Origin of the sequence: Oceanobacillus indicireducens, from assembly GCF_014647195.1 — a bacterium.
In the GTDB taxonomy this organism is placed as follows: Bacteria; Bacillota; Bacilli; order Bacillales; family Amphibacillaceae; genus Oceanobacillus; species Oceanobacillus indicireducens.
Genome location: NZ_BMOS01000005.1, coordinates 1 through 579, shown reverse-complemented (window position 1 = coordinate 579; position 579 = coordinate 1). Strand labels below are relative to the sequence as shown.

At 39.2% G+C, this 579-nt stretch carries 1 protein-coding gene; it reads right to left on the bottom strand.

Annotated elements, in window-relative coordinates; translation table 11 throughout:
* Positions 1–317: 317 nt before the first annotated feature.
* Entirely contained in the window at positions 318–467 is a 150-nt protein-coding gene (gene sspO / locus IEX94_RS04565) for a small acid-soluble spore protein SspO (RefSeq protein WP_188856219.1), read from the bottom strand.
* Positions 468–579 lie beyond the last annotated feature (112 nt).

The following is a 579-nucleotide window of genomic DNA, read 5'->3' as shown; positions in this document are numbered from 1 at the left end:
AGCGCTTGTCCACTTCTTGGAAGCGCTGATCGACTTCATCAAAGCGCTTCTCCACTTCTTGGAAACGCTGATCGACTTCATCAAAGCGCTTGTCCATTTTTTCATTGATCTGCTTCGAATGTTCATGTAATGCATTTAAAATTTCCTTCAAAACTACCTTTTCTTCCACCGGTTCTCACCTCCTTGTTCCTATTATAGCTTGTCTACGGAGATTTGAGAAGCCTGCATTTATAATTGAAGCGCATCTGGGGCGCCGACTAAGAACAAAAAGCTGTCGTTCGATTTATTGAACTCCAGCTTTTTTCCCGTTACCGAGGCTATTGACGCTTCTTCGTTTTTTTATTATTAAGCTTTTCATTCGCTGTTAATGGTTCATTGGCAAATTCATGGTCAAAACTCTTGGAAAGTTTTTTCCGCACAGCTTGCTCATCACTGAAGCCACCATTACTTAACTTTTTCTTCGTCATCGGAACACCTCCTTATTATATATTTTAGCGTTTGAAGGGAAATTATAAGCTGATACAAAGATTCGTATGTGTAAAATAGTTCTCGGTGATATTATTTCAAAATCCTAGCCAA

Bases quoted from the DNA above. Each gene is read 5' to 3' on its own strand.
- sspO (WP_188856219.1), bottom strand. From the start codon at position 467: ATGACGAAGAAAAAGTTAAGTAATGGTGGCTTCAGTGATGAGCAAGCT.